The sequence below is a fragment of the Mesorhizobium sp. M1A.F.Ca.ET.072.01.1.1 genome, assembly GCF_004023325.1.
In the GTDB taxonomy this organism is placed as follows: domain Bacteria; phylum Pseudomonadota; class Alphaproteobacteria; order Rhizobiales; family Rhizobiaceae; genus Mesorhizobium.
This window is the reverse complement of sequence record NZ_RZSF01000359.1, coordinates 1-6,358: the sequence shown is the minus strand read 5'-3', so window position 1 is coordinate 6,358 and position 6,358 is coordinate 1. Positions and strand designations below refer to the sequence as shown.

General features: G+C 66.2%; 2 protein-coding genes. Both read left to right on the top strand.

Going from position 1 to position 6,358, the window contains the following annotated elements; translation table 11 throughout:
* Window positions 1–3,988, top strand: a 3,988-nt coding sequence (locus tag EOA32_RS31510) for an alpha-2-macroglobulin (protein ID WP_145971413.1), incomplete at its 5' end; no start/stop codon positions are given.
* Window positions 3,989–4,151: 163 nt separating this feature from the next.
* Window positions 4,152–6,242, top strand: coding sequence for a penicillin-binding protein 1C (gene pbpC / locus EOA32_RS31505; RefSeq protein ID WP_128373798.1), 2,091 nt, complete (start codon window positions 4,152–4,154; stop codon window positions 6,240–6,242).
* The last annotated feature ends 116 nt before the right edge of the window (window positions 6,243–6,358 follow it).

The window sequence follows — 6,358 nt, the reverse complement described above, 5'->3', positions numbered from 1 at the left end:
CACCTATACCGGCCAGGACGGCCTCAACGTCTTCGCCCGCTCGCTGGGCTCTGCCAAGCCGATTGCCGGCGCTGAACTGACGCTGCTTGCCAAGAACAATGAAATCCTCGGCACGGCGACGTCCGACGCCGAGGGCCATGCCGTTTTCAACCCCGGCCTGACGCGCGGCGAAGGCGGCATGGTGCCGGCGGTGCTGATGGCCAAGCAGGGCGACAACGACTTCGTCTTCCTCGACATGGGCCGCGCCGGTTTCGATCTGTCGGACCGCGGCGTTGCCGGTCGTGCCGCGCCCGGCGCGCTCGACGTCTATGCCTGGACCGAGCGCGGCATCTACCGCGCCGGCGAAGACGTCCATGTCGCCGCCCTTGCGCGCGACGGCGCCGCCAAGGCGGTCGACAACCTGCCGCTGACCTTCATCTTCACCCGACCCGATGGCGTCGAGAACCGCCGTATCGTCAGCGACGGCGCTTCCGCCGGCGCCCATGCCGTCGATCTGTCGCTCGAGCCTAACGCCATGCGCGGCACCTGGTCGGCGTCGATCTACACCGATCCCAAGCAGACACCGGTCGCCAGCCATATGTTCCTGGTCGAAGACTTCGTGCCGGATCGCATCGAGTTCGACTTGACGGCCGACAAGAAGGAAATCGCGCAGGGCGAGACAGCCAATGTCGGCGTCGACGGCCGCTTCCTCTATGGCGCGCCGGCCGCCGGCCTCGCGCTCGAAGGCGAGATGACGCTGTCGACCACGGACAGCTGGGATCGGTTCAAGGACTTCACCTTCGGTCTCGCCGACGAGCAGTCGGCCGAACCTTCGGTGACGCCTTTGGCCAACCTTCCCCTCATCGGCGACGACGGCAAGGCGACTTTCCCGGTCTCGATCGACCAACTGCCCTCCACGACCAAGCTGATCAACGCCAAGGTCACAGTCCGCATGCGCGAAGCCGGCGGCCGTGCCGTCGAGCGCTCGCTCGACATCGCCGTCCATCCGGAAAAGGAGATGATCGGCATCCGCCCGGATTTCGAAGGCGGCGAGGTGCCGCAAGGCGGAACGGCGAAATTCAGCATCATCGCCGTCGATCCGAACGGCAAACGCGAGGAGCTGAAGGGCGCGCAGTGGTCGCTGGTCAAGGTCGAGCGCAATTACCAGTGGTACCGTTCGAACAATTCCTGGAACTATGAAGCGGTGAACCTCACCAAGGCCGTCGCCAACGGCCAGATCGACCTGAAAGCCGACGGCGAGGCGACCGTGTCACTTCCTGTCGACTGGGGCCGCTACCGGCTCGAGGTCGAGACGGCCGACCCCGATGGCCCGGCGACCAGCTATGAGTTCGACGCCGGCTGGTACGTCGCCTCGACCACCACCGAAACACCGGACGGCCTGGAGATCGCCCTCGACAAGGACACTTACGCCGCCGGCGAGGTGGCCAAGCTCAAGGTGTCGCCGCATTTTGCCGGCGAACTCCTGGTCACCATCGGCGCCGAGAAGCTGTTGAAGACCGTCACCGCTTCGGTGCCGACCGGCGGCAGCACCGTCGACATCCCGGTCGGCAACGACTGGGGCGCCGGCGCCTATGTCACGGCGACTTTGTTCCGGCCCGGCGATGCGCAGGAATCGCGCATGCCGGCCCGCGCAATCGGCGTCAAATGGCTGACCGTCGATCCGGGTTCGAAAAAGCTCACTGTTGCGCTTACGCCGCCTGAAAAGACGGCCCCGCGCCAGCAACTGTCGATCCCGGTCGCCGTCAGCGGCGCGCAAGCCGGCAGCAAGGCCTATGTGATGGTCGCGGCCGTCGATGTCGGCATCCTCAATCTCACCAACTACAAGGCGCCCGATCCGGAGGGCTGGTTCTTTGGCCAGCGTATGCTCGGTCTTGAAATCCGCGACCTTTATGGCCGCCTGATCGACGGTTCGCTCGGCACCACCGGCAAATTGCGGACTGGCGGCGACGGCGCCAACATGCAGTCGCAGGGCAGCCCGCCGACCGAGAAGCTGGTCGCCTTCTTCTCCGGCCCGGTCGAGCTCGATGCCAACGGCAAGGCGCGGATCGATTTCAACATCCCGCAGTTCAACGGCACCGTGCGCGTCATGGCCGTCGCCTGGACCAAAGAGGCCGTCGGCCATGCTCAAACCGACGTCATCGTGCGCGATCCGGTGGTGATCACCGCCGGCCTGCCGCGCTTCCTGGCGCCTGGCGATGCCGCGACGATGCGTCTCGACATCGCCGACACCGACGGCCCTGCCGGCGACTACAAGCTGTCGGTCACCACGACCGGCGATCTCTCGACCGGCGACAAGCCCCTGCCCGAGAAGCTGACGCTTAGCCAGGGCAAGCGGCAAGCGCTCTCATTTCCGCTGATCGCGCAGACGGCGGGCGACGCTTCGATCACCGTCAAGCTCGCGCATAACGGCGGAACGGAGGTCGAGCAGACGCTCTACCTGCCGGTGCGCCCGGCGCAGCTCCCGGTCACCAACCGCATGGTGGTCGACCTGAAGCCCAATGGCGGAGCCTTGCGCGTCGACAAGGAGCTGCTCGCCGCAAGCGTGCTCGACGGTGCTTCGGTCAGCATCGGCGTCTCGCAGGCAGCCGCCTTCGACGTCCCTTCGCTTTTGATGACGCTCGATCGCTACCCCTATGGCTGCGCCGAACAGACAACCAGCCGCGCCTTGCCGCTGCTCTATGTCAACGACATGGCCAAAAGCATCGGCATGGAGAGCGATCCGGACCTGCATGGGCGCATCCAAGATGCCGTCTACAAGGTGCTGAGCTACCAGGCATCAAGCGGCAGCTTCGGCCTCTGGGGCCCGGGGTCCGGCGATCTCTGGCTCGATGCTTATGTCACGGAGTTCCTGACCCGGGCACGCGAGCAGAAATACGACGTGCCGGCTCAGGCGATGAACCAGGCGCTGAACAACCTGCAGAACTCGCTTGGTTATGACCAGGACGTCCAGGATCGCGGCAGCGAGATCGCCTACGCGCTCTATGTGCTCGCCCGCAACAAGAAGGCCTCGATCGGCGATCTGCGCTACTATTCGGACACGCAGCTCGAGTCCTTCTCCAGCCCGATGGCTGTCGCCCAACTGGCCGCGAGCCTGGCGCTCTATGGCGACACCCAGCGTTCGGAGGCGACTTTCCAGACGGCCTTGCGGCTGGCGCAGGCAAGCACCGAATACGACTACTATCGCTCCGATTATGGCTCGCCCCTTCGTGACGGCGGGGCGATGCTTGCGCTGGCCGCGGAATCGAAGCCGGTGCCGAGCATCGTGCCGCAGCTGATCAGGCTGGTGGCGCGTGAACGCGCCGACGCCCGCTGGACGAGCACGCAGGACGAATCCTGGATGCTCCTTGCGGCAAGGGCGCTGAAGGAAGGCAACAATTCGATCACGCTTTCCGTCAACGGCGCGCCGCATACCGGCGGCTATTCCGATCGGGTTGCCGGCAACGACCTTGTCGACAGCCCGCTCGCCATCGCCAACACCGGCACGACGGCGCTGCAGGCGGTGGTCACCGCGGTGGCCGCACCCGTCGAGCCGCTGCCGGCCGGCGGCGACGGCTTCACCATCGATCGTACCTACTACAGGCTCGACGGCACTAAGGCCAACATCACCGAGGCCAGGCAGAACGAACGCTATGTGGTCGTGCTCAAGGTCTATGAGCAGAACAAATGGCCCTCGCGCCTGCTGATCACCGATCTGTTGCCGGCCGGCTTCGAGATCGACAATCCGAGCCTGGTGTCCAGCGCTCAGTTGTCGAACTTCTCCTGGCTGGCGCAGACCGACGCCGCGCATCTGGAGTTCCGCGACGACCGCTTCGTCGCCGCCTTCAATCCCAACGAAGGCGACGGCGACCGCAACATCACGCTGGCCTATGTCGTGCGCGCCGTGACGCCCGGCACCTATGCCCATCCGGCGGCGACGGTGGAGGACATGTACCGGCCGCAATATTCGGCCCGCACCGCCTCCGGCATGATGGAGGTCAAGGCGGAGTAAGTATTCCGACGCTGGCGATCACAAACATGTCGATAGCGCTGCCCATCATCCAACTGCCGGCACCTTATCCTCGTGAAAGACGGGGAGAAGGGACAAGCTCCAGCGCTGACGCCCTCCTCTCCCCGTCGTTCACGGGGAGAGGGTAAGGGTGAGGGGCAGCGCCATGCTCTCCAAAAAATTGTTGCGCCGCGCTGCCATAACGGCAGCGTCCTCCGCCGCCTGTCTTGCCCTTTCCGTCGCCGCTCTCTGGGAGCTCGACCGCGCCTTCCCGCCGCCGCTCCCGGCGCCGCTGACGGTCTCCACCGAAGTGCAGGACCGCGACGGCGAACTCTTGCGCGCCTTCGCCACACCGGACGGTTATTGGCGGCTGGAAACTCGGCTCGACCAGGTCGACAAGCAGTTCGTCGACATGCTGGTCGCCTATGAAGACAAGCGCTTCTGGGACCACCGCGGCGTCGACATGCTGGCGCTTTGTCGCGCCGCCGGGCAGTTCGCCACCAGCGGCCACATCGTTTCCGGCGGCTCGACGCTCTCGATGCAGCTTGCCCGTCTGATCGAGCCGCGCGACAGCCGCAGCCTCGCCTCCAAGGCCAGGCAAATCCTGCGCGCCATCCAGATCGAGCGGCGTTTGTCCAAGCGCGAAATCCTCGAGCGCTACCTGACGCTGGCGCCCTATGGCGGCAACCTGGAAGGTGTGCGCGCCGCCTCGCTCGCCTATTTCGGCAAGGAGCCGAAGCGGCTGACCGTATCGGAAGCAGCACTTTTGGTCGCGCTGCCGCAGTTGCCGGAAAAGCGCCGGCCAGACCGCAACCTCGACATCGCGCATGCCGCGCGCGACCGCGTGCTCACCCGCATGGTCTCGGCCGGTCTGCTCAACGAACGAGAGGCAGCGCGCGCCGCGCTCGACGACGTCTCCGGCCTGCGCCGCAAGCTGCCGGCATTGGCCGCGCATGCGTCCTACGCCATGCTGCCCAAGGCTCAACCCGGCAAGCCGCTGCAACTCACCATCCGCCGCAGTGTTCAGCAAGGGCTGGAACAGGTGGCGAAAGAGGCCGCCAGGAAGCTCGGCCCAAAGCTTTCCGTCGCCATGGTGATGGCCGATGCCCGCACCGGCGACATTCTTGGCGAAGTCGGTTCAGCCGATTTCTTCGACGCCAGCCGATCCGGCTGGATCGACATGACCAAAGTAGTGCGCTCGCCCGGCTCGACGCTGAAGCCGTTCATCTATGGGCTTGCCTTCGAGCAAGGCCTGGTGGCGCAGGAGACGATCATCGAGGACAGCCCCGCCGACTTTGGCGGCTACCGGCCGAAGAATTTCGACATGGGCTACCAAGGCGACGTCAGCATCAGGCAGGCGCTGCAGCTGTCGCTCAACGTGCCGGCGATCCGGGTGCTGGACGCAGTTGGTCCCGCGCGGCTCACGGCGCGCTTCCGCCAGGCCGGCGTCAACCTGGTCCTGCCGCTCAACGAGGCGCCCGGGCTGGCGATCGGCCTCGGCGGCGCCGGCGTGACTTTGCGCGACCTGGTGCAGCTGTATACCGGCCTCGCCAATGGCGGCAAGATGCACACGCTGCATGACGGCACCGAGCCGGCCAATGCCGGGCGCGTCACCGCCACCATCCTCGACGACCAGGCTGCCTGGCAGATCGACGACATCCTGTCCGGCGTGAAGCCGCCCGAAGGTGCGGCCCAGCGCGGCATCGCCTACAAGACCGGCACATCTTACGGCTATCGCGATGCCTGGTCGGTTGGCTTCGACGGCCGCTATGTGCTTGGCGTCTGGGTCGGCCGTGCCGACGCCGGCCCGGTACCTGGCCTCTCCGGCTATGTCTCGGCCGCGCCCATCCTGTTCGAAGGCTTTGTCCGCTCGGGTTTGGCGAGCGTGCCGCTGCCCGGCCGGCCGCCGGGTCTCTTCAATCCCAAACGCGAAGAGTTGCCGGTGACGCTCGCCCGCTTCGGCGCCGGCTCCGACGGGCTGGTGCAGGCAACGCCGACCGAGCCGGCGCCCACCATCGTCTTCCCGCCGGACGGGGCTCGCGTCGACCTCGGCACCAACTCTGCGGACGCTTCGCCGCTTGTGCTGAAGCTGCAAGGCGGCCGCGCGCCGTTCCGCTGGCTTGCCAACGGCAAGCCGCTCGCCGGCATCGACCGCCGCCGCACCGCGACCTGGCAGCCCGACGGCACCGGCTATTCGACTCTCACCGTTATCGACGCCGCCGGGCGCGCGGCGAGCGTGAAGGTTTTCGTTGAATAGAATCCGGCAAGCGATTCGGCGCGTTGCGCCTTTCAAGGATCGAAAGGCACTTCTCTCGAGGCTTATCGCGAAGCACACCCGTCCTTCAGCGGGAGCAGCTATAATCCTCCCGGCAC